This window comes from Alicyclobacillus sp. CIJ1 (assembly GCF_057538885.1).
In genome coordinates, this window is the sequence record NZ_BAAJPH010000067.1 from 412,647 (window position 1) to 439,339 (window position 26,693).

Annotated in this window: 29 protein-coding genes and 1 tRNA gene; 20 read left to right on the forward strand and 10 right to left on the reverse strand. The window is 55.7% G+C overall.

The genetic code is table 11. The annotated features are described in order from the left end of the window. Positions 1-179: 179 nt before the first annotated feature. Positions 180-1,970 (reverse strand): phage/plasmid primase, P4 family, encoded by a 1,791-nt coding sequence (locus AC27E8_RS05415; RefSeq protein WP_487098133.1) that lies wholly within the window; start codon positions 1,968-1,970, stop codon positions 180-182. Between the two features lie 729 nt (positions 1,971-2,699). Next, a complete protein-coding gene (locus AC27E8_RS05420) occupies positions 2,700-2,960 on the reverse strand; it encodes a helix-turn-helix transcriptional regulator (RefSeq protein WP_487111355.1) in 261 nt (86 codons plus the stop codon). 485 nt (positions 2,961-3,445) lie between these two features. Between AC27E8_RS05420 and AC27E8_RS05425 the strand changes: the two genes are divergently transcribed. Both AC27E8_RS05425 and AC27E8_RS05430 read left to right on the forward strand, forming a co-directional pair. Then, entirely contained in the window at positions 3,446-4,000 is a 555-nt protein-coding gene (locus AC27E8_RS05425; RefSeq protein WP_487098132.1) for an NUDIX domain-containing protein, read from the forward strand. A gap of 4 nt (positions 4,001-4,004) precedes the next feature. After that, positions 4,005-4,298, forward strand: coding sequence for a 4a-hydroxytetrahydrobiopterin dehydratase (locus AC27E8_RS05430; protein WP_487098130.1), 294 nt, complete (start codon positions 4,005-4,007; stop codon positions 4,296-4,298). A gap of 20 nt (positions 4,299-4,318) precedes the next feature. Here the strand turns inward: AC27E8_RS05430 and AC27E8_RS05435 are convergent, their stop codons facing one another. After that, positions 4,319-4,513, reverse strand: coding sequence for a hypothetical protein (locus AC27E8_RS05435; RefSeq protein ID WP_008340244.1), 195 nt, complete (start codon positions 4,511-4,513; stop codon positions 4,319-4,321). 132 nt (positions 4,514-4,645) lie between these two features. Between AC27E8_RS05435 and AC27E8_RS05440 the strand changes: the two genes are divergently transcribed. The 6 genes from AC27E8_RS05440 to AC27E8_RS05465 all read left to right on the forward strand — a co-directional run bounded on the left by AC27E8_RS05440 (position 4,646) and on the right by AC27E8_RS05465 (position 10,842). After that, positions 4,646-5,428, forward strand: coding sequence for a sugar phosphate isomerase/epimerase family protein (locus AC27E8_RS05440; protein ID WP_487098128.1), 783 nt, complete (start codon positions 4,646-4,648; stop codon positions 5,426-5,428). A 93-nt stretch (positions 5,429-5,521) separates the two neighbouring features. After that, positions 5,522-6,439, forward strand: a complete 918-nt coding sequence (locus AC27E8_RS05445; RefSeq protein WP_487098127.1) for an aldo/keto reductase — start codon at positions 5,522-5,524, stop codon at positions 6,437-6,439. 371 nt (positions 6,440-6,810) lie between these two features. After that, positions 6,811-8,424, forward strand: coding sequence for a sodium:solute symporter family protein (locus AC27E8_RS05450; protein WP_487098125.1), 1,614 nt, complete (start codon positions 6,811-6,813; stop codon positions 8,422-8,424). 23 nt (positions 8,425-8,447) lie between these two features. Beyond that, positions 8,448-8,645: a hypothetical protein gene (locus AC27E8_RS05455; RefSeq protein ID WP_487098123.1), complete on the forward strand. Its 198-nt coding sequence runs from the start codon at positions 8,448-8,450 to the stop codon at positions 8,643-8,645. Positions 8,646-8,800: 155 nt separating this feature from the next. Further along, positions 8,801-9,523, forward strand: a complete 723-nt coding sequence (locus AC27E8_RS05460) for a ThuA domain-containing protein (RefSeq protein WP_487098122.1) — start codon at positions 8,801-8,803, stop codon at positions 9,521-9,523. A 17-nt stretch (positions 9,524-9,540) separates the two neighbouring features. Continuing rightward, on the forward strand, positions 9,541-10,842 hold the full coding sequence (locus AC27E8_RS05465; RefSeq protein ID WP_487098120.1) for an arsenic transporter: 1,302 nt from the start codon (positions 9,541-9,543) through the stop codon (positions 10,840-10,842). On the opposite strand, the gene AC27E8_RS05470 is transcribed toward AC27E8_RS05465, so the two are convergent. Continuing rightward, positions 10,834-11,778: an aldo/keto reductase gene (locus tag AC27E8_RS05470; protein ID WP_487098118.1), complete on the reverse strand. Its 945-nt coding sequence runs from the start codon at positions 11,776-11,778 to the stop codon at positions 10,834-10,836. The genes AC27E8_RS05465 and AC27E8_RS05470 overlap by 9 nt on opposite strands. A 216-nt stretch (positions 11,779-11,994) precedes the next feature. On the opposite strand from AC27E8_RS05470, the gene AC27E8_RS05475 reads away from it, so the two are divergent. Further along, positions 11,995-13,092, forward strand: a complete 1,098-nt coding sequence (locus tag AC27E8_RS05475) for a G1 family glutamic endopeptidase (RefSeq protein WP_487098116.1) — start codon at positions 11,995-11,997, stop codon at positions 13,090-13,092. A gap of 47 nt (positions 13,093-13,139) precedes the next feature. Here AC27E8_RS05475 and AC27E8_RS05480 read toward each other — a convergent pair whose 3' ends face one another. Together AC27E8_RS05480 and AC27E8_RS05485 are read right to left on the reverse strand one after the other, a co-directional pair. Beyond that, the gene (locus AC27E8_RS05480) at positions 13,140-13,451 is read right to left on the reverse strand and encodes a hypothetical protein (RefSeq protein ID WP_487098115.1); all 312 of its coding nucleotides are present in this window, start codon (positions 13,449-13,451) and stop codon (positions 13,140-13,142) included. 109 nt (positions 13,452-13,560) lie between these two features. Beyond that, positions 13,561-13,761 (reverse strand): cold-shock protein, encoded by a 201-nt coding sequence (locus tag AC27E8_RS05485; protein ID WP_008340254.1) that lies wholly within the window; start codon positions 13,759-13,761, stop codon positions 13,561-13,563. Between the two features lie 336 nt (positions 13,762-14,097). Here AC27E8_RS05485 and AC27E8_RS05490 point away from each other — a divergent pair, with 336 nt between their 5' ends. The 5 genes from AC27E8_RS05490 (at position 14,098) to AC27E8_RS05510 (ending at position 17,114) form a co-directional block, all read left to right on the forward strand. Then, positions 14,098-14,322 carry a DUF1540 domain-containing protein gene (locus tag AC27E8_RS05490; RefSeq protein ID WP_487098113.1) on the forward strand — a complete coding sequence of 75 codons (225 nt, stop codon included), beginning with the start codon at positions 14,098-14,100 and terminating at the stop codon, positions 14,320-14,322. A 93-nt stretch (positions 14,323-14,415) separates the two neighbouring features. Continuing rightward, on the forward strand, positions 14,416-15,774 hold the full coding sequence (locus AC27E8_RS05495) for a GrpB family protein (protein ID WP_487098111.1): 1,359 nt from the start codon (positions 14,416-14,418) through the stop codon (positions 15,772-15,774). Positions 15,775-15,779: 5 nt separating this feature from the next. Then, positions 15,780-16,436, forward strand: coding sequence for a DUF1003 domain-containing protein (locus AC27E8_RS05500; RefSeq protein ID WP_014465062.1), 657 nt, complete (start codon positions 15,780-15,782; stop codon positions 16,434-16,436). A gap of 20 nt (positions 16,437-16,456) precedes the next feature. Next, on the forward strand, positions 16,457-16,975 hold the full coding sequence (locus AC27E8_RS05505) for a hypothetical protein (protein WP_487098110.1): 519 nt from the start codon (positions 16,457-16,459) through the stop codon (positions 16,973-16,975). A gap of 55 nt (positions 16,976-17,030) precedes the next feature. Further along, positions 17,031-17,114, forward strand: a tRNA-Leu gene (locus AC27E8_RS05510). 168 nt (positions 17,115-17,282) lie between these two features. On the opposite strand, the gene AC27E8_RS05515 is transcribed toward AC27E8_RS05510, so the two are convergent. Beyond that, on the reverse strand, positions 17,283-18,455 hold the full coding sequence (locus AC27E8_RS05515; protein ID WP_487098109.1) for a hypothetical protein: 1,173 nt from the start codon (positions 18,453-18,455) through the stop codon (positions 17,283-17,285). 113 nt (positions 18,456-18,568) lie between these two features. Between AC27E8_RS05515 and AC27E8_RS05520 the strand changes: the two genes are divergently transcribed. The 6 genes from AC27E8_RS05520 to AC27E8_RS05545 all read left to right on the forward strand — a co-directional run bounded on the left by AC27E8_RS05520 (position 18,569) and on the right by AC27E8_RS05545 (position 23,797). After that, a complete protein-coding gene (locus AC27E8_RS05520; RefSeq protein WP_487098107.1) occupies positions 18,569-18,814 on the forward strand; it encodes a helix-turn-helix domain-containing protein in 246 nt (81 codons plus the stop codon). Next, entirely contained in the window at positions 18,790-19,122 is a 333-nt protein-coding gene (locus AC27E8_RS05525; RefSeq protein WP_487098106.1) for a hypothetical protein, read from the forward strand. The genes AC27E8_RS05520 and AC27E8_RS05525 overlap by 25 nt, the downstream gene beginning before the upstream one ends. A gap of 10 nt (positions 19,123-19,132) precedes the next feature. Further along, complete coding sequence (locus AC27E8_RS05530) at positions 19,133-21,223, forward strand: phage/plasmid primase, P4 family (protein ID WP_487111357.1); 2,091 nt, start codon at positions 19,133-19,135, stop codon at positions 21,221-21,223. Between the two features lie 494 nt (positions 21,224-21,717). Further along, complete coding sequence (locus AC27E8_RS05535; RefSeq protein WP_487098103.1) at positions 21,718-22,263, forward strand: DUF1492 domain-containing protein; 546 nt, start codon at positions 21,718-21,720, stop codon at positions 22,261-22,263. After that, the gene (locus tag AC27E8_RS05540) at positions 22,208-22,633 is read left to right on the forward strand and encodes a phBC6A51 family helix-turn-helix protein (RefSeq protein ID WP_487098102.1); all 426 of its coding nucleotides are present in this window, start codon (positions 22,208-22,210) and stop codon (positions 22,631-22,633) included. Before AC27E8_RS05535 ends, AC27E8_RS05540 begins: the two co-directional genes overlap by 56 nt. A 1,041-nt stretch (positions 22,634-23,674) precedes the next feature. Then, positions 23,675-23,797 (forward strand): hypothetical protein, encoded by a 123-nt coding sequence (locus AC27E8_RS05545; protein WP_487098101.1) that lies wholly within the window; start codon positions 23,675-23,677, stop codon positions 23,795-23,797. Between the two features lie 20 nt (positions 23,798-23,817). On the opposite strand, the gene AC27E8_RS05550 is transcribed toward AC27E8_RS05545, so the two are convergent. The 3 genes from AC27E8_RS05550 to AC27E8_RS05560 form a co-directional block, all read right to left on the reverse strand. Next, positions 23,818-24,156, reverse strand: coding sequence for a type II toxin-antitoxin system HicB family antitoxin (locus AC27E8_RS05550; RefSeq protein ID WP_487098100.1), 339 nt, complete (start codon positions 24,154-24,156; stop codon positions 23,818-23,820). Then, on the reverse strand, positions 24,143-24,430 hold the full coding sequence (locus AC27E8_RS05555) for a type II toxin-antitoxin system HicA family toxin (RefSeq protein ID WP_487111363.1): 288 nt from the start codon (positions 24,428-24,430) through the stop codon (positions 24,143-24,145). Before AC27E8_RS05555 ends, AC27E8_RS05550 begins: the two co-directional genes overlap by 14 nt. Positions 24,431-24,718: 288 nt before the next feature. Beyond that, positions 24,719-26,518 carry a type ISP restriction/modification enzyme gene (locus AC27E8_RS05560; RefSeq protein ID WP_487098097.1) on the reverse strand — a complete coding sequence of 600 codons (1,800 nt, stop codon included), beginning with the start codon at positions 26,516-26,518 and terminating at the stop codon, positions 24,719-24,721. Between the last annotated feature and the right edge of the window lie 175 nt (positions 26,519-26,693).

Consider the following 26,693-nt stretch of genomic DNA (forward strand, 5'->3'; position numbering starts at 1 on the left):
AAGTTACGACATGGTGTATAAGAGATAGAGAATCGCTTCACTGCTTCACATTTGCCTGCCATACATTCGAAAATCCCAGGTGTGGTGCGGGTTTGTGGACTTTGTGACGAAATTGTGAATGCTTCACGTTGCTTCACCAATGCTTCACATCTGCCATTCAAAGAAAAGAGGGCGGGGGATTATCCCGCCCATGATGAGGCTGACATTTCTGTGCATGTGATGCGATATACGTTTCCCTCCCTAGTATGTACGGATTTATGTCCGAGCGTGCCGAGTCGCGCTGAGAACTTGCGCTGGCTTACAGGACGGTATCCGTTAGCCTGACAATATGCTCGATAGTATTGGTAGAGGCGTCCTGCTGGTGTATATCCTCCCCCTGTATCACAGGCATCCGATATAAAGGCCGCTACGGAATCGGTCTCGTTGCGATATTCTGCCATCGCCGCTATGCAGGAAGGCGGTTCGTAGAATCCCCCGCGAGCCTCTAAACGGCGCATGCCCTCGACCACGTGACGTAACAGGCCGCTCAGCTCATCGGGACTCGTAATTTTCCCCTCAAGGTCCGGGTCAATGACGTCGGTCTTGCGTGAAAAGGGAACGATGAGCCAACGCCGATACCACCCATGAGATACATCGCTCGTTGGAGGTAGGTTGTTCGCGCTGAATATCAGCTTTGCGCGCAACTGCTTGTAGTATTGCTCCTTAAATTTTCCCTCCAATTTGACTGCATCGCCACCCACTATTGACTTGAATACGCCGACATCCGGGATGGGGTCACATGGCAAATCAGCGTAAAGGTTTGCCAATTTGCCATCGAGTTTGATGGTGGCAAACCTGTTGGAGCATATATCCTGCAAAGTCTCATTTGAGCAGTTACCATGCCCAAGGAATGCCATCACCATTCCGATGAATTTGCTCTTGCCGTCGCCGCCGTCACCCGTTAGCATCAGCGCCTTTTGATACTTCTGATGTCCCAGAAGGCAGTAGCCGATAAACTCAATAAGTGTGTCGATAGCATCGTCGGGAGCGGAAGTCCCGAGAAAGTCTTCGATGTTCGGGCAGCGCGCCGCAGGATTCCAATGCACAGGAATTTGTATCCTCCGCGGTTTCTCCGGCATGTGAGGGAGCAATGTCTCCGTTCTCCAATTCAATAGGCCATTTGCGCAGTTAATCATTGAATCGTCATCATCGTACCAATGAACATCTTGCCAGCATTCGCGTATCACATAATTGACGATTTCTGCGACGCGATGCGTTTTGCTTTCCTCTCCAAGTAAATGATGCGCCTCTCTGGCCACAGTAGCCCGTCCATTGGGCAAATACACCCCATTGTCGTATACCCATAGTGTTCCTGTCTTCTCATCCTCACCTTCATATATCAAATGGTAAGTTTCCATGATATTGCGGGCCACAGCGGCAATATCCAGACGACCATCCCGAAAGAAAGACATGATTGCCATGGCATGCTGAATGCGGGGGTCAGGTTGCCAGTCCTTTGCCTCTTCGATGGCTCGTTGCAAATCACGAACTCCATGTCCCATTTCGAGCCAATCCGATACGTCGCCTTTAGGTGGCAAGTCAGACAGTTCAAGCCACCGGATGCGCCGTGCATATGGGAGGAGTGCCTGCGCAACCTGCTCCATGTGACGGAGTCCAACGTCATCGTTGTCCGGGCAAAGGATAATGTCAGCACCGCGAAAATACGAATTGAATGGCTCATTCTGAGGCCATTTCAGCGCGCCTCCCGGCGCTGTTGTGGCGACAAAAGCGCGCTCACGCAAGGACTCTACGTCCTTCTCGCCCTCGCATACGAGAATCTGTTCGCCGCGTTCGATTGCTTGCAGTACCTCGGGCAAGTGGTATGGATAAACGGGTTTGTCGCCTTTGCCGCGCCGCCAGCCGTGTCCATCCCAATGTTGCCATTGGAATGACTTACCCGAGCCATGACCGTATCGAATGATGCGGTACACAGGCTGTCCGTGTTCGTCTGTGTACGTGTATACCGCCGTAGGCTTGCGTCGCTTACGCTTAGAGGGAAGCGGGGGAGACGGTAGGCCAGCGCGTCGTGCTAGCTCCGTTAGTGAGCCAGACCCGCAACCAGCGTGACAGCGCCATTTGCCGTTCTGCAAATCAACACTCAGCGAAGGATTTTCGTCGTGATGCAGTGGGCAGTGCGCCGAAATCCAGCGTCCGCTTCTGCGTCCTGCAACGCACAGGTTATCGTAGAGCCATTTTCGCAGTTGCTCCGTGTCGACGGGTGTGCTACTATGCTCGTAGCGATACATTGCGTTACCTCCCGTTCAGTGTGGGAGGACGCTTTGTGTATCGACGGGGATGTGTACCAGATAGACGGCTCCCCAGACCGCGCGTCCTCTTTTCGATTTTCAAGGTTCAATCAATCAGAAAACTAGAACAGCACTACTTGCCCAGGCATTATACACTCCCAATATCTGATGGGCAGTATCAACTGTTCGCCATGACCGTCATCGATAGGGATACCGTGTGCCAGCATGGTACCCACGGATGTGCGGTATTGTGTGTTGGTGTCCTCTTCGATAATCACTATGTAGCGTATACCTTCGTGTGATAGCCGTTCGACGACAGCTAATTGGACGCCATAGCCATTGTACTTACGGTAGTAGTGTATCGAGCGTTTCCGCCGTGATGTGTATGCGTCTCCGATTATGACGCCCACCGTCTTATTGCGCCATACGATGGGCTTGCCCCTCATCAAGCCACCTCCAATCCCTCGAATCAACTAGGATAGGCCATCCCGCTCCGTCGAATAATACGTCTTCAGCATAGCCTAGTGCCTTTGAGATTTTTTGGCGGAGCGGCGCGCTCGGACGGCGAACGCATCTTTCTAAATCGCTGAGTAGCGGTCGTGCTACTCCGATTCGTTGCGCCATGTCCGTCTGCGTAATACGCGCGAGTCTACGGATGAGCTCCATACGAGTCATGGTTATCCTCCTTTCCAAACTAAATGTACAAGATTACTATACCAATGTCAAGCGTTTATTTCCTTTGATGTTAAATAAAATAATCATATGTTATTAGTTTACAAGAATCAGGGGATAAGAACGAAACCTGCTAGCGTACAGTATTTGCTGAATTCTATTGACATCTTCCCTGTGGGGTGCTACAAAAGTATCAAAACCTTCACCATTGGACGGCAAGGATAGCTGGAAATCCGCATGGTGGCGCGGATTTTGCGCCAAGTGGTAAGGCAGAGGTCTGCAAAACCTTCATCGCCGGTTCGAATCCGGCCGGCGCCTCCAGGTGAAGAAGCTTGTTGTGACGCGGCTCGCGAGGTTTTCGCGGCCGCGTCTTGTTTTTGCGCGCATCCTTCGGCGAAGGCTCAGCGTCACGTGGGGACAACGTGTGCTATAATCTTTTCAGTGATTTTCGAATCCTTGTGATCCTGTCATGGGAGAGGGGCACGCCGTTGAAGCGACACCTGTGGACCATCCTTTCGGAGCGCATTGCGTATCAAAATCCCTGGATCCGGGTGATCGAGTACGACGTGCTTCGGCCCGACGGGCAGCCTGGCCTGTATGGCGTAACGGACGCTGGGCACAACGCGGGCGTTGTGGCGGTGGATGAGCAGGACCGCGTCGCACTGCTCCATGAATTCGTTTTTCCGGTTGACAGGTTTCTGTGGCAGATTCCGAGCGGCCAGTTTCGCGATGAAGGTCCGGAGGCCGCTGCGGCTCGGGAACTTCGCGAAGAAACCGGCATCGTCGCACGTACGTGGACGTCGCTCGGGGTCGCTCACCTGAGTGCAGGCATCTCGACACAGGAGACCCATTTGTTTCTCGCCAAAGATTTGTCCATCGGAGAAGCGGATCGCGAGCCAACGGAGACCATGACCGTGGCATGGATCCCGTTGGAAGATGCCGTCCACATGTGCCTGTGCGGTGAAATCACGGATGCCGTGAGTGTGATAGGACTGCTGAAAGCGTTCCTGTGGATGGAGAAGGATTGGCTGGAACGGGGGTGAGAAGATGAAGTTGTCGGATGATGAGATTGAGCAGAGACTCGCGGAATTGCCGGGGTGGCAGCGCGAAGACCAGTTCATCCGCAAGCGGTTCGGGTTTGCGTCCTTTCCAGACGCCATCGCATTCGTCAATCGCGTGGCGGAAATCGCAGAGCGCAGAAACCACCATCCGTTCATTTCGATTGACTACAAGTACGTGACACTGCGTTTCACGACGTGGCACGCCGGCGGGCTGACTTCGGAGGATTTCGATGAGGCCAAGGAGATTGAAAGCCTCTACGCCTCGAAAGAGGCGACGTGAGAGCGCAGGGCGCTGTCACGTCATTTTAGACGCAGGATCTTGGCCCCTTGGTTCTGCGGAGCCGGGGGCTTAGGACCCAGTGCGGCGGCCATATCATCGGTGACCTGCTTGAGCGCTTCATAGCAGTGTTCCATGGGCACCGAGGAATCCCACATGACGTCGCAGTGGCCGTCCTCGTATACAATGACGCTGATCACGTACTGAATGTCGCTCATCACGCGAATCTCCTTTCGTCCGTCGGGCGAGATCGCCTGAAATCATTGTACCCTGTGGAAGGATCAAAGTGAAACTGGCGCGTGCCGGGTCGGATTTGAACGCAAGGCAAGCGCTTGCGAGGAGGGAATGGCGTGCTCCTAGGGTGCTGCGTGGGGCCTCGAGAGCTGCGTTTTGTCCGCGAAGCGGGGTTTGACTACGCCGAGTTGAACGCGAAGGTAACCAAACCGAGCATGCCGGACGCCGAATGGCGGGCGATTCGCGACGAATTGCTGCGCAACCAGGTGCCGTTGCTCGCGTTCAACCGTCTGTTTCCGCCGGACATGCCCATCGTGGGCCCGGACGTGGACATGGACGAGATCGCGCAGTATTTAGCCATCGCCTTTGCGCGAATGGCCGATCTCGGCGGTCAACACGTCGGCTTCGGGGCAGGCAAGAATCGCCGCGTGCCGGACGGATTTCCGCGGGACGAGGCGCGCGCGCAGTTGGCCCGAGTGGTGCGGATGGCGGGCGATCTCGCCGCTGCGCACGGGATGAGGGTGCACTTCGAGTTTTTCAATCGTGCGGAGACGAATCTCATCAACACGGTGGAAGACGCGCTGTCGTTTGTGCAAGAGCTTGCTCACGACCGCGTCGACCTGCTCGTCGATTTCTACCACCTCGTGCAAAATGGCGAGCCCGTGAGCGAGCTGACCAAGGCAGGGGAGCGCATTGGTTACGTGCACGTGGCGGACGAAGAGCGGAAATGGCCGGGCAGCGGCTCGCTTCCCGTCCGAGAATGGTTTGCGGTGCTCCGGGAGATCGGCTATCAGGGTCCCATCTCCATCGAGTGCAATTTCGAAGACCCCATCCCCGAACTGAGACAAGCCGGGGAAGCCATTCGCAGGCTCAGTTATTCGGGCGGCACAGGGCGATAGGCTGCTTGGGGCGGCGTCCTCGCGGAGGCCCGCCCCTGCGAGATGTGAACTCGAGGGCGCACGACGAGAAAGTCACGGAGGAGGATGGTTTACATGCGAACGATGAAACTTGGCTGCACGCATCTGGAGGTGCCCGTTGTCGGCATTGGCTGTATGCGCATCCATCGTCTCAGCCAAGCGGAAGCCGAGCGATATCTCCAGACAGCGCTTGAACTCGGCGCAAATTTCTTCGATCACGCCGACATCTATGGGGAAGGCGAGTGTGAATCGAGGTTCGCCGACGCCATTCACATGAACGACGACGTGCGCGAGCGCGTCATCTTGCAATCGAAGTGTGGCATCCGCAAAGGGATGTACGACTTTTCGAAGGAACACATTCTGGAGGCCGTCGACGGCAGCCTCCGCCGCCTCCGCACGGATTACCTCGACGTGCTCCTGTTGCACCGGCCGGATGCGCTGGTGGAACCGGAAGAAGTCGCGGAAGCGTTTGAAATCCTGCAAACGAAAGGCAAGGTTCGTTACTTCGGCGTCTCCAACCACAAACCCATGCAAATCGAGCTGCTGAAAAAGTTTGTCCACCAACCTATTGTGGCCAATCAGTTGCAGCTCAGCATCACCAATGCCACGATGGTCGCGCAGGGCATGAATCTGAACATGGGGAACGAGTGGGCGGTCGATCGCGACGAGAGCGTACTCGATTACTGCAGGATCCACGACATCACGATTCAGCCTTGGTCCCCGTTCCTCTACGGCTTCTTCGAAGGCGTCTTCCTGGACAATCCGAAGTTTCCGGAATTGAACCGGAAGCTGGACGAGATCGCGTCTCGATACGGCGTGTCCAATGTGACCATCGCCATCGCGTGGCTCCTGCGCCATCCGGCGAAGATGCAGCCCATCATCGGTACCATGAACGTGGATCGCCTGCGCGCGTCGTGCCAAGCGGCGGACATTCAGCTCACGCGGCAGGAGTGGTACGAGATCTACCTCGCGGCAGGCTACCAGTTGCCCTGAACCAAGGTGGAAGTACACAAGGATCGGCGCGAATGCCGATCCTCTTTTCATTTGTGCTGTCAACCATCTTGATTTGCGCCATGTCCGCCAAAAAGGGTTCGCCGCACTTTCACGTCTTTTCAAACGTGGTCAACATCTCATCGTCGCTTGTCTTTCTTTGTCCAAATTGCTATATTCGGAGGCGGTCGCGCGATGGCAACGGCGCTGTACACGTCTTCTTGCAGATGGCGATGGACGCCGCCGCACATGGGCCGCTTCCTCGGGGCGCATACTGACCTTGTACGTGCCCGCCGATGGAATGTGGTCACGAGTGCATGTAAACGGCTTGAAATCGCTATCGGCCGAAATCTAATTTCTAGGAGGTGCATCGGGTGCACGCGCTATTTCACGCGAACGCCGTGGACTACATCATCATCCTGGTCTACTTCGCTTTCGTCCTCGGCGTCGGATTCGTCCTTCGTAACCGCGTTCGCACTGGAGAGGATTTCTTTTTGTCCGGCCGTTCCATCCCGGCCTGGATCACGGGCTTGGCCTTTCTCTCCGCCAACCTCGGCGCGCTCGAGATTCTCGGCATGACCGCGAGCGGCGCCGAATACGGCATGCTCACGACTCACTTTTACTGGATCGGCGCGATCCCGGCCATGCTGTTTCTCGGTCTGTACATGATGCCGTTTTACTACGTGTCCAAGGTGCGCTCGGTGCCGGAGTTCCTGAAACTGCGGTACAACGAAGCGACCCGCGCGCTCAATGCCATCGCGTTCGCCGTGATGACTGTGTTGACGTCGGGCATCAGCCTGTACTCCATGGCGTTGATCTTCCAGATCCTGATTGGCTGGTCGTTTGACACCAGTATTCTCGTGTCGGCGCTCGTGGTCCTGATCTACGTCGCCCTCGGCGGTCTGACGTCCTCCATCTTCAATGAGGTCGTGCAGTTTTTCCTGATCTGGGCTGGCCTGCTGCCCATCCCGCTCATCGGCCTGCACAATTTGGGCGGTTGGCAAGGCATGATGTCCCGGTTGCCCGCGGGGTTCGGGCATCTGTGGGCAAATCTTGGTTCGCCCTCGCACAACCCGATGGGAATCGGCTGGCTCGGCGTCGTCCTCGGCCTTGGCTTCGTGCTCTCGTTTGGGTACTGGACGACAGACTTCCTCGTCGTTCAACGTACGCTCGCGGCGAAGGATCTCCGCGCCGCTCAATTGACGCCGATTTACGCAGCGTTCTTTAAAATGATTGTTCCCATCTTGGTGATCATCCCGGGACTGATTGCGCTGGCCATCTTTCCGAAGATCGGCCATTCGCCGAACATGAGCTACAATCTGGCGCTGCCTCTGCTCATCGCCAAGTACTATCCGCCAGGCATGCTCGGGCTTGGATTGACGGCCATGCTCGCGAGCTTCATGAGCGGCATGGCGGGCAATGTCACCGCGTTTACGACCGTTTGGACGTATGACATTTACCAAGCGTACATTAAGAAGGACGCGCCGGACAGGCACTACGTGAACATGGGGCGCTGGGCGGTCATCGTCGGTGTCATCATCAGTATTGGCACCGCGTACTTCGCGGCCGGCTTCCCGAGCGTCATGGACTACATGCAGACCCTGTTCTCCTTCTTCAACGCGCCGTTGTTCGGCACGTTCTTGCTGGGGATGTTCTGGAAAAAGGCCACGCCCTGGGGTGGTTTCTGGGGTTTGCTCGCAGGTATCGTCGGTGCCTTCGCCATGTACTTCTTCCTGCCAGCGCATATGTTCTCGAGTCCGGATGCAGGGAACTTCTGGCGCGCATGGTGGGCGTGGGTCATCACGGTCGTCGTGACGGTCCTGGTGAGCCTGGTGACCAAGGGCAAGCAGCCCGAAGAGCTGGAAGGTCTCGTGTATGGCCTCAGCAAGCGGCCTGACTACAGCGGGTATCCGTGGTACAAGCGCCCAGGTTACCTGGCGGCCATCGTGTTCGTGATCCTGGTGGGCCTGAATATCGCGTTCTGGTGATCCCATCCCGGGGAGATGATGAGATGAATCGCTTTTTGGATCTTCGGTTCATGATTGGCGTCCTGTTCATCGTGAATGGGGTCGTGCTCGGGCTTTACGGCGCTGTGGCCGATCCACACACGCCGAGTTTGCACACCAACATCGACCTCTGGTGGGGGGTCGTGTGCCTCTTGTTTGGAATCTTGTTCCTCATCGCGTCGTTCGCCAAACCGAGTGAGTGACGGCGCGAAGAAGATGAAAGGGCAGTTGGGTTTCTACCCAGCTGCCCTTCGATGGTTTCAGGCCGGTTCGCGGGAATTCTGGGACTTCGTGGCTTTGTCCCGAGATCAGGGTTTCGGTATCATGGGGAGGGTATCGGTCAAGGGAGGGCTTTCTGTTGAACAGCATCCGAGTGACGGTCTGGAACGAATTTCGCCACGAACAACGGGATGAGGCCGTTCGCAAGGTGTATCCGGACGGCATTCACGCAGCCATCGCGAAACCGCTGTCCGACGCGGGGATGCAGGTGCGCACCGCGACGTTGGATGAGCAGGACCATGGGTTGACCGAGGCTGTGCTGAGCGAGACCGATGTGCTCGTGTGGTGGGGCCACGTGGCGCATCACGAGGTGCAGGACGCCGTCGTCGATCGCGTCGTACGCCGCGTTCATGCGGGCATGGGGCTCGTTGTCCTCCACTCGGGACACTTTTCGAAGGTGTTTCGAACCCTTATGGGCACGACCTGCGACCTACGCTGGCGGGAAGAAGATGAGAAGGAACGGCTGTTTGTGATCGATCCCACCCATCCCATTGCCGAAGGACTTCCACCGTATTTCGAGCTCCCGAAGGAGGAAACGTACGGGGAACACTTCGACATTCCGGTCCCCGACGAGATCGTCTTCTTATCGTGGTTTTCGGGTGGGGATGTATTCCGCTCGGGCGTCACATTTCGGAGAGGGCGAGGGAAAATCTTCTACTTCAGACCCGGACATGAGACGTATCCCACGTATTACGACTCGAACATCCAGCGGGTGATTGTGAACGCTTGCCGGTGGGCAGCGCCGAGCCGCGGCCCTGTTCCAGCGTACGGTCACGCGCCAAGCCCCGAGGGTGCTCGATGAGGAGATGAAGGACACACGTGGCTTTCATGGCGCTGGCGATCTTCCTCGTCACTTTGGTCCTTGTCGTGTGGCGCCCTCGAGGTTTACCCGTGGGCTGGAGCGCGCTTCTCGGCGCGCTCTTGGCTCTCGCCGCCGGGGTGGTGCGGCTGCACGACGTGTGGACTGTCTGGAATATCGTGTGGGATGCCACGCTCACATTTGTGGGTATTCTCGTGGTATCCAGCGTCCTCGACGCTTCGGGATTCTTTGAGTGGGCAGCACTGACCCTCGCGCATCGAGCCGGGGGGCGCGGTCGGCTTGCATTCGTCTTGATTTTGGCACTTGGCTTCATGGTTTCGGCGTTCTTTTCGAATGACGGAGCAGCGCTCATTCTCACCCCCATCGTGCTCGAGAAAATGAAACGGCTGCGGTTCTCCACGCGGCAGATGATCCCGTTTCTACTCGCCGGCGGCTTCATCGCAGATTCGACTTCCATTCCACTCATCATCAGCAATCTCGTCAACATTATCTCTGCGGATTACTACCACCTAGGCTTCTTGCGGTATGCGCTTCGCATGCTTGTGCCGGATCTCGTCTCGTTCGGGGCGAGTCTTGGCGTCACCTATCTTTACTTTCGCCGCGAGATTCCCGCATCCTACGACGTCGGGGCTTTGCCTGCTCCGTCTAGCGCCATCCGCGATAGGACCATGTTCCGATTTTCGTGGTGGATGCTCGGCTTCATGATGGCGGGTTATGTCGCGAGCGAGATTGCGCATATTCCGGTGTCCGCCGTTGAGGGCGCTATCGCCATTGCGTTTCTCATTGCCGGATGGCGTACGCGGACGGCCGATCCACGGCGCGTCCTTCGAGAAGCGCCGTGGTCGATCGTCGTGTTCTCCGTGGGCATGTATCTGGTGGTGTATGGGCTGGAACGCGCTCATCTGACCGATTGGTTGACCCGCCTCGTCCAGATGACGTCGCACGCCAACCTGTTCTGGGGCGTGATGGCTATGGGCGTGCTCTCGGCGTGCTTATCCTGCGTGATGAACAATCTCCCGAGCGTGATGCTCGGGCTCTTGGCGATTCAGCATACTGGACTGCCCGTCTCCGACCAAGTGGCGCTCGCGCTTGCAAACGTGGTCGGGTGCGATCTCGGCCCGAAGATGACGCCCATCGGTTCACTCGCCACGTTGCTATGGTTGCATGTGTTGGAGTCCCGCGGCGTGCGAATCACGGTCTCCGCGTTTATGCGCGCGGGGCTTGCCTTCACGTGGCCAACGCTGTTGACGGTCTTGGCGAGCATGTATGGTTGGCTGTGGCTCGTCCGCCACCTATCGTGAGTTCGGGGCCGACCCGTCGATTTGCGCCAACACGCTGCGGCTCACTTCATCTAGTTCGCGGAGATCATCTTCGTTCAGGTGGAGGTCCACCGCTCGCACGTTTTCCTCCAGGTGCGCGATGCTTTGGGTTCCGACAATTGCGCTCGTGATGCCGGGCTGGTGGAGGATCCAGGCGATGGCCACCTCTGCGGGCTTCACGCCGTGGCGATCAGCTATCTTCTTCACGCACTGCACGAGGGGCTTCTCCGCTTCAAGGTGCTCGGGCTTGAACAGGCGGCGGCCTTGGCGAAAGTCGTTCGGCGAAAGCTTCAAGCCGCCGAAGTGATAGGCTCCTGTCAAGATTCCCTTTGCCACGGACGAGTAGGTGAGAACGCCGATGCCGTGTTCGCGGCAGTAGGGAAGTACGTCGGTTTCGATACTCCGCTCCAAAAGACTGTATTCGGGCTGAATGCAGTCCACGCGCGTGTAGCTCATGGCTTCTTCAAGAAGTTCCCGCGAGAAATTCGACACCGCGACGCTGCGGATGACGCCCTGATCTCGCAGTTCGGCAAAGGTGGTCATCGTTTCCGACAGAGGAATGTCGCGATTCGGCCAATGGACATAATAGATGTCGATGTAGTCCGTCCGCAGGCGCTTCAGGCTTTGCTCGACTGAACGAAGGATGTCGTCCCTTCGTAGATGACCGGGTGAAACTTTCGTGGCGATCACGCAATCCTTGCGAACGCCTTCGAGTGCTTGCCCCACGATTTCTTCAGAATGGCCTTGTCCATATCCTTCGGCCGTGTCGAACGACTGAATGCCCAGTTCATAGGCGCGCTGCAGCACACGAATATTCACGTGATCATCCTTCTTTTCCCATTGCCCGCCTCCCAGTTCCCAGCAGCCAAACGTGATCTCGGAGACTCGAATACCATTGGACAATAGACGATAGTTCATGACCTTCCGTTCCTCCTCCCGCGGCCTCACATCATCAAACGTTTTCAACAAAAACGGTTGGAATCCTTCTTTGACCGCTTCTAACGTTCAACGGAGACCTTCGTGATCCGCCGAGGTGAGAGGCTCGCACTTCTAGCAATTTTCGAGGAAGATGACTTAGACTGAAGATGACAGGGCTCCAAGGAGGAACGATTTCGCGAAGGGGATGTGAGTACCATGGGGGCAAGAAAACGCGCTTTTCGGCGGCCGCGCCGTGGGCGCTGGATGGCGGCCCTCGTGTTGTTGGGGGGCGTCGGCGCGGCTTGGACACATGTTCATGCGGTCGACGGCGCATCTGAAAAGGCTGGCGACGTGTTTTTGACCAGCGAGACGAGCATGCCGGCGGGAACGCAGACATCGGAGAATTGGGGCGGTTACATCGATACGCCGGCCGGATCGCAACTGTACACGAGCATCACGGGTGCATGGACGGTGCCCAGCCTCACAGGCCGCGATGGCTCGATGGCGGCGCAGTGGATAGGCTTGGGCGGTGTCCAGACGGAAGACCTGTTGCAGATTGGGACGCTGGAACAAATCGAAAATGGCCAGACACAGGTGCAAGTTTTTTGGGAGAAGCTCCCTGCTGCGGCCAACACGGTCATGACGGTCCCTGTGGGATCGAAGATCTCGGCAGCCATTCAGCAGCAAACCGGTTCCATGTGGCTGCTGACCCTACAGGCTGTGACGCCGTCGGGTCAAACGTTGTCCAAGCGTATCTCGGTGAATCTCTCGAGCGTGTATGCGCAAAAGATAGGGACATCCGCGGAATGGATCAGCGAGGATCCGTCAACGGTGCGGGGCGGGTTGTACCCTCTTGCAGATTCGGGCACGGTTCAATTCACGGACGCTACCGTGAACGGGCAACCTTTGGATGCGTCTTCGAATCTGGTTCAGCCGGTCGCGATGGTGGACGCCTTCGGGAATGTCCGCATCGCACCATCTTCCATCGGGTCAGACGGGGAGTCGTTCACAACGACCACGTATTCCGGAGCAGAGTCTCCGTCGTGGCCGGGATCGAGTGGCGGATGGTCGAATTCCACGGGTCCATCCAGTGCGTGGCCAGGGGCATCAGGTTTCCCCTTTCCAACGGACCAGAACTGGGGTTTGGGAAACGGAAGTGGGTGGCAAAACCAAACTACGTGGTCCATTTCGATTCCTGGCGACACTTCCGGTTGGACGCAGTGGATTTGGCCAAAGGGCCATCACCAATGGGCTATCGACATCCCGATGGGGAACGGATCCAGCCTCGAGGTTCAGTTTTCCTGGGGATGGTAAGGAACGGGCGGCTGGGTGAAGCCGCCCGTTTTCCATCAGAGTTGATGTCACGACGGCTGTTCGCGCATATCAAAAAAGAGCGCGATGGTCGCGGCGATGAAAAACACGATGCCCGGTGGAATATAGGACCACTTCGCAAAGATAAACCCAAGAACCCCGCACGCGTACAGGAGCACACCCGCGATCCTCGGGTGACGACGAGCGAACAGCGAAACCACGATGCCCACCGCGGACACCGCGATGGCGCCGTACGCATGCCAGTCGGCAGTTGGTGTATAGCCCTGCTGGGAAACCACGTCGAGCAACGTTTCTAACACGCCGATCATGCCGGCCACAATGCCGAGCAACATCGTGATCATCGGCTCATTCTCCCCACTTCTCGTCCCTTGAGGGACGATTCAGCTGTCCAACGCCTAAATGATGGCACAAAAAAAGCCCATGTCGCAACATGGGCTTTTGAGTGGCCGATTAATATTTCACGACATTCGCTGCCTGCGGACCCTTGGGCCCTTCAACGATGTCGAACGTCACGCGTTGCCCTTCGTCCAGCGTCTTGAAGCCATGGCCTTGGATGGCGCTGTAATGAACGAACACGTCGTCCCCGTTCTCCACCTGAATGAAACCGTAGCCCTTCTCCGAGTTGAACCACTTGACCGTACCTTCGTACATCCGAAATTCCTCCATGGTGCTTACCAGAAGCACTTGCTTTAGATTCCGAACTCCCGTGCGCTGACGCTGAACGAAAAAGCCAGCCGCCCGACCCGTTGAGGCCGAACGACCGGCTTCAAAGATCCAGACTTCCATCGTATGGAGTTCGGTGTTGAGGTTATTATACACCCTCCACTCGAGATGTCAAGCGTTCTGAGGAGAAAGGTTGCAGACGTCTCCGCGTCACGCCTGTCAAGCATCGCTTCTTGTGGATCGCTTGTCAATCACTGTGCGGATGATGGGTCCGGGATGCGCGCCAGACTAAGCGTGAAAGTCAATTGAAGGAGGGAACGCAAGATGAAGGTCGATGTAAAGTGTACGGTTGCGAACTGTCTCTTTTGGCACGAAGGGGACGAATGCGCGGCTCCATCCATCACGGTGTCCGTGGGTCGGGGCGGCGACGCATCATTCCGGGAGGAATTCGGCCGCGACTTCGCCGTTATGGAGCGTAAGAGCTACGCGCGATCGTCCAGGGAAACGTGTTGCGAGACGTTCAAACCGAGGCATCAGTGGAACTCGTGACAGGCGACATGCAAGGGCGTGCTCTTGTATAATGGGTTGCGGAGACTGGTTGAACCTCCCTCGCGGGTGCGGGGGAGGCTGGAGGATGACTGGGTGACTCGCCTATATGAGTTGTGCGAACGTTTGGTCGCGGAGATGCGTGGGTGGCAGGTGGGTTACGCCATCCTCTTTGCGTCGTTCGCAACGTTCGCCAATCTGTTTGACGGCGGCCAGGTGCTGTGGATCGCTGAGGTGTATCTCGGGCTCAGCGTGCTGAGCTTGTTGATCTTGCTCCCCTCCATTCGGCGCGCGCTGTTCCGCACATGGGATCCGCTGCGATCTCGCATTTTACTCAGGCGCCCCCTTGCGCGCATGATCACGCGGTGTTACCTGTACGGTTTGACTCCCTTTGCATTCATGGGGTGTTTGGAGCTAACCGCAGATGCTGCGAGCGCAGCGCTAAGGTTCAATCAAAGCAACGTGACGTCCCATGTGACATGGGTGGACTACGCGGTGAGCGTGGTGGCTGGCCTCGAGGAGATGTGGCGTTGGAGTTGCGTGATTGCCGTGATCGCGCTCTTCCGCGCTGTATTAAGGCGGTGGTGGGACACGCCAAGCGTCCGAATGTCAGCGCTGGTGACCGCGTTATTGCTGAGTGCTCTGGCGTTCGGAAGCGGCCACATCCTCGAGTTTACCCACGAACGCCTTCAAGCGTGGTACATGTTTAGCAGTTTGGGCTTGATCTTGGCGCTCATGGCCATTCTCACGGGCCGCATTCTTCTGATCATGGTCGTGCACAGCGTGTACGACGCCTGGGTCACGTGGCTGTCGACGCAGAACGAGACGGTCTCCGCGGCGTTCATCACGGCTTCGTTTGTCGCATTTCTATCGTGGCTCGGCGTTGCGCTCGTCCGTCGTCAATTCGGGTTTCGCGCGCCGGGCGCTGTTCGCGTGCCCGTTGAGCTCACGGTAGTCAGCACGAGGCACCTTTTGGCGTTCGAACGGGAGCGGGAGTTGATCTCCCGCGTGTTTCATCGGCGCGTGTATTGTTCGATCCGGCACATCGGCACGACCGCGATCGAGGGCGCCATGGCGAACGACGCCATCGATGTCTTGGTCTTGCTACGCAGACCCGTCTTGCACAGGGAAGAGTGGCAAGCGCTCGAGCAATGCGGGTATCGATTCTGCGGAAATGCCGGGGTCAAAGGGCGTTTGCTTTGGGTGCGCGAGGCGGAGGATTCGTGGCCTGCGGTGCATTTGCAGATTGCGAAGTCGGGAAATCGATATAGCCGAGCCGCCATCGCGTGGACGAGGCGCCTGCAGGCACAGCCGGATGCTTTGCGGCATTGGGAATCTCATAAGGAGCGATGGGTCCACCAGTACCACCGCGTGCAGCTTGATCAATATATGGAAGGCAAACGGACAGTTTATGCGCTCTGGAAGCGTATGAACCGCTCTCAACGATGGAGGTGAGGTGGATGGCCAAGCGGTATTACTACGTATACACGGATCACGACGACGACAACGCCAACTTGGAAGGTTTCGACATCCCGATTAATGAGGGCGACGCCAAGCGCATCGCGCGGCTGGTCAACTTATACGAAGAAAACATCCTGTCCATGTTGGACGAGGAGTATCAGCGCAAGACGAAGTGGTCTGACAAGTTGGCGGATCGCATCGCGGCATTTGGAGGAAGCTGGACATTTATCATCATCTTTGCGACACTGCTCGTTTCGTGGATGGTGTGGAACGCGGTACCTGGCACGCGGAGATTTCACTTCGATCCGCCTCCGTTTATTCTCCTGAACCTTTGCCTGTCGTTCTTGGCCGCCTTTCAAGCGCCCATCATCATGATGAGTCAGAATCGACAGGCTGCTCGTGACAAACACGAAGCCATCATCGACTTCGCGATTAACTATAAGGCTGAACAAGAAATTGATGATATGCAGAGTCATTTGCACCGAATTGAAGGTAAGTTGCTGCAGTTGGAGCGCCTGCTGAAGCGTTTGGATGCCGTGGTGCTCCAACAACAGGAGGAACGATCGAATGCCAAACGTGCAGTGGTTGGAAGCGGACAAAGGGTTGAAGAAGGAAGTCAAAACGAGGTGAAGAATTCAGAACAGGAAAACACTTGAGCCCAAAGGGCGGGATGGGCATGGAACCCTCCATGGATCGTCGGGCGTTCGACGCGGCCGTCTGGGATTTCGTTTTGGCCCTGGAGCCTCTGCTTGAGCGCCGCCGAACGACTGAAGCCGCTTTGCAAGATCTGTGGGGCTTGTGGGAGCGTCTCTCTCCGCTCTCCGCCTCCGTTCGGGAAAGCAGTCAGGCGATTGCGAGCGCGTCAAACGCTTTGCGGAAGATGGCGGTCACGTTGAGCGTGGAGATCAGCCGCCATCGCCTCGATGAGAATTTGGTGGGAACGGTGGCTCGCGATCTGTGGACATGGTCGGAGCGGATGGCCGAATCGGCGCGTTCTATGGCAAGTCTGTTGGCGAAAGTGCAACAAACGGTTGGACAATTGGAAGACGGGCTTCGGGCCCTGCGGGACCAGAGCGAGCAGGAGATGGAAGCTGCGGAAGAACTCCTGCTCCATGCCGAACGCCTCCACGCGCTGTTGGAGAAGCAAGACGAATCCTCCGGCCCTCGGCGTTTCAACGGGCGACCCAGACGTTGACCAGGACTTGCGCATTTCGCCCGAGCGTCGGATAATGGAGACACATTCGATAGCTGTCGGGATGGCGGAACAGGCAGACGCAGCAGACTTAAAATCTGCTGGGGGTATCCCCGTGCGGGTTCGAGTCCCGCTCCCGGCATTGCGGCGCGGTTTTCCGCGCCTTTTATGTTTCTCCCCTCACGTTAACCACAGAAGACTTCACCAATTTGTTTGCCTCAATTTTGGTTCATTCTCCTGGAAGAAGTCAAGCACCCTTCGGAATTCCGATATGGTTGACGTGCCATGATTTTTCTTACTGCTGCATGACTTACAGTTGCATTTCCTCATTTCGGGTTGCCCTTCGTCGTGCGTCGTAGCGACGCTTTCGAGCGCGACTTCCACAAGCATCAGAACAGTACTTGTTGGACGTTCTTTGCATCCGAGGTCGCTCGTCTCCCCATTGCGCAAGGACTTCCGGGGCTTTTGTGTGACTCCATCCAGGTATAACACGAAAGAGACGTCCACAAACTTCGCAAACTCGTAACGATGGGTCTTGCAATCTGTTGAATAGGTCGCAAATCATTGCTTGGGCCAATGTTGCTGGCTGCAACACGTACTCAACGAATACGTCATCTTCCGGGTTTCGCTTGAGCGTGGAGAATTGCACACGTGGGTTTGAAACACTAACCAAAACTCTCGGCTTCGACGTGTTGTGCGGAGGGGCGATAACATATCCGATAGCATGCGCAATGGCATATAATGCAGCCGATTGAAACAGCCTGGCGTGCTCCTCTTTCGATTGCGGTAACCTTGTAACCCGACATGTGAGACCGCTCACCGCATTCGGATTGCCCACTCCGTCGGAAAAGGCGAAGGGTAAAAATTCAAGCAAGTATTCACCATGGATTTGCTCTGGCTTTCCCTCTTCGCCAATGAACGTAATCCACTGTTGCATGGCTTCGAGGTCTCGACGCTTGGCTTGTGCAAGGCGTTGCCATAACAAGTAAATGAAAATAGCTTCGTTCCAAAATTCTGTATAGGTCTCGTGCAACGCTGACGGAGGGACGGACAGGAATCCGAATCTCCTGATGAAGTCCGCCATCCTCTGTAGCCTTTGTTGCGTTCGCGAATGCTTGTACTCATCTGCAAGCGAGAATAGGGCCATCCGGGCTTCGTCAATCTTCCGCTTAAGGGTCTGGTTACGTATCGTCTGACCTCGCTTCCGCGTTACAGTCTCTTCGAGTTCTTCTTGGAACACGTCAAATCTAGTTGATGTGGAATCCGGAACTGCTTCGACAATGTGCTCCAAATAGAGTGGCAAGACTGCGGTATCCGTGACCGGTATCCCACGCTTGAATAGGTACTCGGCCATACTCTCATCGGTTTGTAAGTGTGACGGTATCACCACGATACGTTCCACGCTGCTGTAGCGGTTGCGTCGGTATACCCCGGCGAGGCCTGTTCGGTAACGTCGAACCACCGAGGAGAAGAAAATGTCCATAATGTTTCGCTCTCCTACATAAGTAACGTTGAAGTGACGGGTGAAGTCCATGGAGCTATTTCAGACAATAGACCAAAATAGATTGTGAAGCAAGCCTTTTTGGAGGTGTTGTGATGTTTCGGATTGAACTCGCTCGACGTCTATCTGGCGTTACAGCTCGCGCGCTCGCCGACCGACTCGGGGTGCACCCGACGGTGTTATCACAGGTCGAACGGGGTGCGCGCAAGCCGTACCCAGCCCTTCGTCGGAAGATTGCTGATGCACTTGGTTATCCTGAGGAAATCTTGTTCGGGCTGGATGGATGGCCCATCAAGGTGGAGGGTGGCGATTTCGAGTGGATAAATCATCCAAGCGCGTGATTTGGAAAGAAAAGGTGGTTGGAGAAATAACCGACCGGAAATTTGTGAAGCGAGTTCGTCGGTCGTCGCACTATTTGCGCTGCGTAGGAGGATACGCTATCCAGCGCCAGATATTCGAGGATTTAAGGCGAGAGGGGGTTGCGTACATCGAAGTTCGTGAGTTGGACACAGGGCAAACGCTCATTGCGTCTATCACTGACTTCGAAAAACATGGGAAATTAATCAACCTTGGTCACGGCGAGCAGATTGTTCTCGCTGAAAAGTATTGGCACATACAAAAAAACGGGCAGCTGGTCCTACCCATTTAAGGTGAGTCTCATGAAGCATTATATGCTAAACACCGATATTCTCCAATGGGTTTTGCAAAATCTTAAGACGTATGGACGCCCAAATAAGGAGGGCTGGATTTCTGCTCACTGCCCGCTTCACGACGACGTCAGGCCTTCGCTCAGTGTCAACGTCATGACGGGTCGTTGGCGCTGTCACGCAGGATGCGGGTCAGGAGACATTCGGGAGCTAGCGCGTCGCGCTGGCCTCCCTGCTCCCCCGCTTCCTCGGGGCAAACGTCGCAGAGGCAAGCCTACGGCGGAATACGTTTACGCTGACGAGCACGGAGTACCACAGTACCGTATCCTGCGCTACGGCAACGGTCGCGGCAAACGATTCGTTTGGGAGCATTGGGACGGCCAAGGCTGGCGCAAGGGCAAGGGCGACAACCCCATCTATCCGTATCGTCTGCCTGAGGTCTTGGAGGCCATTCAGCGCGGCGAGACCGTTATTATCGTCGAAGGCGAAAAAGATTGCGACGAGTTAGCTCAGCGTGCTTTTGTGGCGACCACAAACCCCGGCGGCGCGGGCAAGTGGCCGCAGGACGAGCGGTACAACAGCTACTTTTCCGGCGCTGATGTTGTGCTCGTACCCGACAACGATGACGTTGGACGCCGCCACATGGAGCAGGTTGCGCTGGCCCTCTCCCGATACGCACGGCGCATCCGCATTGTGGAGTTGCCTGGTCTTGGCGCAAAGCAGGACGTAACGGATTGGCTCTCACAAGGCCATGGGGTGAAGGACTTGCTGGCCGCGATAGAAGAGGCAAAGGACTGGCAACCGTCGCCGCTAATCCAACAAGCGCAGGTCATCACTGCATGCTGGGTAGATGGTCGTTTCTCCCCCGCAAAATTAGCTGAGTTCATCCTGTCGCAAGGCCAGTACATATACGACGGGAACACGCTGTATGCCTACGATTCGGGGGTCTACCTACCTAACGGGACAACTAAAGTGCGTATGGCCGCCCATAAGTTGCTTGGAGACCAATATAGTACGCACCGAGTCACCGAAACTTTGGAGTACGTAAAATGGGCGACATACCGAGAGGATGTCCAATGGGACCCTGACGATGGCCTCATCAACGTGGCAAATGGGCTGTTGGACTGGCGGCGTGAATACTTACTCCCCCACACACCGGAGCGGTTGTCTCGCATACAGATACCCGTGGCTTGGGATTCGTCGGCGCGCTGCCCGGCTATTGAGGATTTTCTGCCCTCAGTTGTAGCCCACGATGCAATCGACACCTTGCTCGAATACGTTGGATACTGCCTAGTCCCCCACACGCGCTTTCAGCGCGCACTACTCTTGGTGGGGCGCGGTGGGGACGGCAAAAGCACGTGGCTGGAGGTTGTTAGGGCACTGCTGGGGAAACAGAACATCGCGTCGGTCTCCCTCCAAGATTTGAGCCAGCATCGATACAAGAGGGCCATGTTAGAGGCTAAGCTAGCCAACATTTGCGCAGACCTTCCTCATGCTCCGGTCGAGGACAGCGGGGTTTTTAAGGCGCTGGTCTCTGGCGACATGATTGACGCGGAGCGCAAGTTTCAGCCGCCATTCCAGTTCCGTCCATTCGCTAAACTCCTGTTTTCAGCGAATGAGCTTCCGGCGACGGCGGATGTAACGGACGCATGGTTTAGGCGATGGATAATAATTCGTTTTGAGCGGCGCTTCAGCACCCCCGACCCCCAACTCATTGACAAATTGACAGCACCGGGGGAGCTTTCGGGGTTGCTAAGGCATGCAGTGGAGGCGCTCAGACGCTTAGAGGCTCGCGGGGGATTCGAACTTCCTATGAGCGTCCAAGAGGCACTCCGCGAATATCGCACGGAAGTCGATAGCGTTGCGGCCTTCGTAGGCGAGCGGTGCGTCGTCGATGCATCGGCGAAGGCTCCAGCGTCCGCACTCTACAGTGCCTATCGGGAATACTGCGAGGAAACCGGGGCAAAACCTGTTTCCAATCGACGATTTAAGCAACGTCTTGAGAGTATCGCGAACATCGCAATCCACCACACAGAACGTGGTAACCTATATCTCGGCGTCACCCTCCTCCCCACACACCAACACCGTAGCTGGGCGGGATAATCCGTCGCCCTCTTTCTGTGGCCGCTATGGTGAGGGGAGGGATAATACCCCGACCCCCCCGCCTCCTTCTTTGTCCACTATCGCTATGGTAGGGGGGAGGGGAGGGGGAGGCTGAAGGCACTGAAGGCATCCTGAAGGCATCGCACAGAATCCTTCAGCCGGAAAACCGGGTCGTTATGCGGTTTTTCGGACATCCTGAAGGCACTGAAGGCATTTCTCCACTCTTAGAAGAGTGAAGGCCAAAAAAATTGGGTCTTCAGACCATAAAGAGTGCAATAGTGCCTTCATTCCTTCAGGTTCGGGAGGCGAAATACCTGAAATGCCAGTCGTGGCGCGGATTCGCGGGGATGAAGCATGGTTTCGATAGCTTCAGCTTTCTCCCTCATCCTTCAGCCCTGTCTCTCTCCTTTTTGGTAGCGGCCATGAGCATGAAGGGAAGCGCCTATCATCTGCCTCCCGCTACTGGTACAATTTATCCCAAGGGGGAATTGCACGTGACCGTGGATGAGGTGCGCAGCCAGTTGCGGGAGTGGAGTTATCTGGAGAGGCGGAAGGCCACATTGGAGGCGAGAATTAAGCGCCTCGAGGAGCGCATTCACGACCTGAAGGACAAGCTCTCCGATGACGGCATCATGAGCAGCATCACGCAGCGATACGAGCGGATGCTGCTCGGCCTTCCTGCTTCCACACGAGTGCAGGACAAGATGGCGGAGCGGGTGGTCTCGATGATGGACGCTCTTGCGGACACGGTGGACAGGTGGCATGAAGCCATGCTGGCGTATCACAAGTGCTGTCGGGACCTTGAGGCCATCGAAGACATGGTTGCTTGCCTGGAGCCACGGTATCGGGACTTGGTGACGGCCTTCTATCGCGATGGACGCACGTGGCGGGACATCTGCGACGAGTTGTACATTTCAAGGTCCAGGTTCTATCAAATGCTGAACGAAGCGGAACGCATGATGGCTCTGGAAGGAGTGAGTGAACATGACGAATGCAGTCAAAACCAGACCATTGAGTGTGGAGCAGGAGAACGCGATTGACCTGCTCTTGTGTGGCAAGAGTGACCGTGAAGTGGCGGAAACAGTGGGTGTGGCTCGTCAAACGGTGTGGGAGTGGCGGAATCGAAATCCCGAGTTCATTGCGGCGCTGAATGCTCGTCGGCAAGAAGTGTGGGGCAGCCACGTGGAGCGTTTGCGGCAATTGGTCGCGAAGGCCATCGACGTGTTGGAAGAGAACCTCGATGGCAAGGCGGGGGCGAAATTGCAACAAGATGCGGCAGTGCACATTCTGCGCGCTGTTGGCCTGTATGGTGCAGATTTAACGCCAAAGGGTGAGACGTCAGCGGAACACGTGGAGAGGCAGATGTCGATGGACGAGCTGTACCACGAGTTGATGATGAAGTTTAAGTGAACAAAAGGGCTGTGGTTGTGGTGACTTACGCCGTTCTTACAAACGTCTTACATTGCTCTTACGTTGGCCTGACGGTGTTCTTACGAGGCTCGATGATGATGCAACCGCTCGTTACGCCAGCGCTGCGGTAACGCCCTCAAATGTGAGGGAGTCGAATCGTAACGAGTCCAATGCTGGGCTCGTTGATTCGAGGTTCGGATAGAGTGTCACCCTTCCACGAGGCAGCGGTGAACTCTCCTTTCCGAAGGAGGTCGGTTGAAACGACGGACTTGACCACACAGAGAGGGACGAGGCAATCCATCGAATCAATCGCGCGAAAAAAAGAATTCCCGTGGTGGGAAGGTCCGTCGGGCGACGACCTAAGTCGAAGTTAGCCCGTCAGACCGTCAAGGGTGTCAATTCAACTTACACCCAGGGGAGTGAACTGAACTCATCCCCTTGTCATTGGAGACGTTTATGTACGAATTTCACTCGACACACTCGACAGTTGCCTGAAATCCCTTGTGGCACAAGGCTTCTCGGGACTTTTCGGCTACTCGACACTTAGTCGACACTACTCGACAGTTGCCCGGAAAAGCCCGATACGACAAGGGATTTCGGGTGTGAGTATCACTCGACACTTCCCGGTGGAGGCAGCGTGACGACCAACGTCAAAGCGCTGACCGTGGCAGTACCCTTGCGGCGAAATGTGGCATGCTGCGGTGAAATGCCGCAATATGCGCTATTTGGCGGCGTGTGGCGTGCATATCGTCTCCGTGGGTATCAGAAAGTGGGCACAGGGGTAGGCACGCGAGTGGGCACACCGGTAGGCACAGGAGACGGTGAATTGCGTCACCCCCCATGGGCGTGAGACGGACGTGCGCTGGACATCCATCGGACATCCGCGGGACGTCCTCGTGATGTCACAAGTTTCCGTGAATGTGCGCTTGTCGAGAAATGTAGAATTCCCACGGGCCCCCGTGGGTCCCCGCGGGGAATTGCGTCGGGTTTCCCGACGGAATAAAAAATAGCGCAAGGCGCTCGTGACGAGGTGAACACAGCATGATGAGCTTTGACGAGTTGCTTGTGGCATGGGGTGCAGTGACGGTGGCATGGTTGACAACGGACATCGTGCTATCGCTGCGCATACGTCAATTAGAGCGCGAGTTGCGGCGGGGGCAATGAATTCCCCCGCTAATTCCTCGTCAGCTTCCTAGCGCAGCCTTGGCGTCGCGTTCAAGGCACTCGGCTATCCAAGCGTTCATCGACTTTCCCGCGCGCTTTGCGGCCAATGCGATGTCTCGGTGCACGTCGGGGTTTACGCGCACGACAAACTGCCCAGAGTACGGCTTTTCAGGCTCCTCTCCCCGTTCGCGGCAGAAGTCGAGGTAATCATCGACGGAATCGCGGAAAGCCTGCTCCAACTCGTCGACGGAGCGGCCTTGAAACGTAATCACGTCGCGGGTGTTGATGACTTCCCCGTGAAAGACCTTGGCCTCGTCATCGTATTCGACATGCGCCATGTAGCCCTTATACGTCATCATCTGGCGACACCCCCGCTTCGATGAGAAACCGTCGAACGGATTTTACCGCGCCTTTGTCAGCAAGAGGAGTCGGATGAGGGCGATGCAACACGGCACGGCGTCCATTCAAGGCCACGCGCACTCTAGAGCCACGTCCTTCGGTGATTTCTGCACCACATGCGCGCAACAGGGATTCAATAGCGTCCCAACGGATGTCGGAACGGACAGGCTCGTGAAAGATGGCGCGTAGCGTTTGACGTTTGGCAGCATTCATAGTATCACCACGTGATTTCATTATACGCAGCAATTCTGCGGATGGCCAGGACAGTGTAGCGAACAAAGATGGTCTCGGCCCGCGTTTTGCGTTTTCGACCTCTAGAAGGCCTTCTGGGGTGATGACCTGTGTCTTACGTAGTCCAGGTATCCTACCGCTTTTCTCTGGTCTTAGAAGCAAAAATCAAGCGCTTACATGAAGCTCGACTTCCCAAGCCATAGCCTTGAACGGCGGGACGTAGGACGGGACACGTCATTAAAAAAGGTGTGCCATGTACGGCACACCCAACACGTATGATGCGTAATGTATTCAAAGTGACGGTGGCAGATTCTTAACTATCTTCACAGTTTCGACAGCAACCCGAACAGCGCGTTTGGCGAGGTCAATGATGTATCGAGGATTTTGGGCAGTCTCACGTGCCCAATCATTCGGGTCGTTCACGATTCCGCTCTTACTGTCTTTTGTGACACGGTACTGGTCGACAACCCATTCTATTGGAGAGCGTCCGTTCACTTGGTATTCGAACGCTTCTTGTGGAATTCCTTGAAGCGTAATCCACTCATTCACGGTGAGAACCGTGCGATTCTTATTGAATGTCATCTTGGTCACGTGGTACCGCTCCCAAGGGTCTTCTGGCGCACTAGGTGACACGATTTCTCTTAACGGATACGGTTCGACGGCCTCATAGCCAATGTGCAGGTCTGCAAGCTTGCGACCCGCTCGACTAAACGTCCAGAAGTCTGACGCGAACGGAATCCGCGGCAACTGCCTTTTCAAATCCATGGCGAAACGTTTTCTATAGTCCGAAGAGTGAAGAACACCATAGACGTAGTAAAACAGGTCATCTTTGGTAATACTGTAGTCATTGTAGAACTGCTGAAACTGCTTAAATGCATTGTCTGTGATTCCATGAGCTCGAACTTGTTTATTATTTCCGTCCATGTAGCTTATCTGAACCTCTTCACTACTGGGGGTGGCCACAGGGTAAACATACAACGGAAAACACTGTCCATTTGACATCATTTGTATATCCGGAAGTGTATCCGTAATGAAACAGCTAAACGTACGAGCGCCTCCAACCCCTTGAACCATAATCACCCGATTCTCTGCATCCGGGCGCGGAAACAGGCGCGGTTGTTGGTAGACCCGTTCATTAAAACTTCGGTCAAAATAGAGCCATCGTTTTGCAAACGGTCGATACAACGATAGTCGAATGTTCTCAGTTTCGAACTTGTGGCGCTTTTGCATACGTGCATCGTCAAGCAACTTCCCCGACCAAGCGATGTTTTTGGGGCTTCTGTCCACATCTCCTGTACGAGCTAACACGTCAACTTGTTCGTTGTAATAGGCAATCATGCGCTCCATATTTCGCGCCACTGCCTCGCGAGAAAAATTGTAGACCCATGCGTCTCGATTCGTCTTCACACCCGATGAGCGAATACTGAACAATTGATTCTCACTAATCGGTGTTCGTTCTCCTCCGAGTGGCATAAGTGACGCGAACTCATCTGACCGTTGATGAATCCAATCTCCAGCCTCATTAGGCATGATTCGAATCCACGGGACACCTTGGACATCTCCGAACGCCTTGACTTTCGCGAGTTTCTCTTCACGGCTCAGATAGTCGCCAATGTCGTGATAGAAAATCTCTGCAGAACCCGTGTGGGATTCGTCTTTCACCAGAACAACGAGGGATACGGCAGCTCGACTTCCAGAACCAAAAATTTTTCCACCTTCACGTCTTGAAAGTTCACCCTGCGTCCGTTGATTTCCTCGCAAATTCACCACATAAATCGCAGCACACTCGTCCGCGAGTTCCTTGCGCATCCCATCCATAGCGTTGCCGTCAATCCAGCCTGCATTGGTTACGAACGCGACCACACCCTGATTTCCTACTCGGTCTGTTGCCCAACGAATCGCTCGGATATAGGAGTCATAGAGGCTATTTTTATTCTGAGCAGTTGTGCGGGCAGCGTAGGAGTTCTGAATTCTCTCGTCGAGTAGTTCATACCGCAAATTCTTATTTCCCTCATTTTCGTCTCGTTGCCCAGCTCGCCACGGCGGATTTCCCACAACAACGGTAATAGCTGCATCGCGTTGAGCTTGCATCAACTCAGTATAGTCGGCTGAAAAGAAGTCGGTATGGTGTTAGGTTAAAACAGTGGACACGGCGAATCGAGAATGTAAGAATAAGTCGATTCGAGGTGAGCCACGTGACACAAAAGTACGACAACGACTTTAAACTCCATGCTGTTCAACTCGCTTTGGAAGGCCACAAGCCAGC